The 1,041-nt window shown below is 75.5% G+C and carries 1 protein-coding gene; it reads right to left on the reverse strand.

Translation table 11 applies throughout. The features are described 5' to 3' along the window. A partial coding sequence (locus ACYF6T_RS44505) for an eCIS core domain-containing protein (protein ID WP_461703698.1) occupies window positions 1–808 on the reverse strand: 808 nt, incomplete at its 3' end. Window positions 809–1,041: the final 233 nt, after the last annotated feature.

Raw genomic sequence — 1,041 nt, forward strand, 5'->3', positions numbered from 1 at the left:
ACATCGGGGCCGGATCCACGCTCGAACCGATCGACGGCACCGTGTACTTGAAGAAGCCGCCGTCACCGCCCATCGCGTGCCGGTCGGCGCCCGGCATGAGCGTCAGCTCCTGCGGCGGCGCCGCGGTGGGCATCCGCTGCACCGCGGTCGCCGACCCCTGGGTTGCGTCCGCCGACCGCTGCACCCCGGTCGCCGCGGCCTGCTCGGCGCGGGCCGGCGCGGGCGCCGACATCACCCGGGCCGCGTTCGCCTCCGCCTCCCGCTCGAACCGGTCCGACGGGTCGCTGATCCTGAGCCCGCTGCCGTTGTCCGTGCCGGCCACCGGGCCCTGGCGCTGCTGGATCACGTGGGTGAGCTCGTGGGCCAGCGTATGGCTGTCCCCACCGCCGTCACCGATGACGACATGGCTGCCGGAGGTGTAGGCGCGCGCCCCCACCGACGCCGCCGACCTGCGGGCCGCGGCGTCGTCGTGCAGGCGCACGTCGCCGAAGTCGGCGCCGAGCCGCGCCTCCATGTCCCGGCGGACCGGCTCGGCGAGCGGGCGGCCCGGCGAGCGCAGCACCTGGTCGACGCCGGACCGCTGCACCGGCGTACCGTGCCCGCAGCCCGCGTCGTGCTCGTGCTGCTCCTGCTCGGCCAGCCGGGCCACCGCCGCGTTCCCGGCCGCCCGCTGCAAGGCCAGCACCGCCTCGGGGGAGCGGCTCGTGACAGCGTGGTTCATGGCGATGGCGGTCGGCGTGCGCCGGGCGGACCGGGGTCCTCCCGCACCTTGCTTCTTCGTGCCCGACGACTGATCCTGGCTGCGCATACGAGTCCCTGGAACGGCGTGGTGACGGTAAACCACCACGTATAGCCCGCCGGCCGGGAACGCGGAAGGTCCCTCCGGGCAGACCCGGGGGCACACCCGCCGGCGCCGCGGGACCCGTCGGCCCTCACGGGCAGCCCCCTTCGCCCGGTCGGGCAACGACCTTGCCCCGGGGCCTCATGACCCGCTCCCGACTCCCCGCCTAGCGTGGGCGGGTGAGCCTTTGGACTTCCCTG

Source organism: Streptomyces sp. 7R007, from assembly GCF_054850255.1.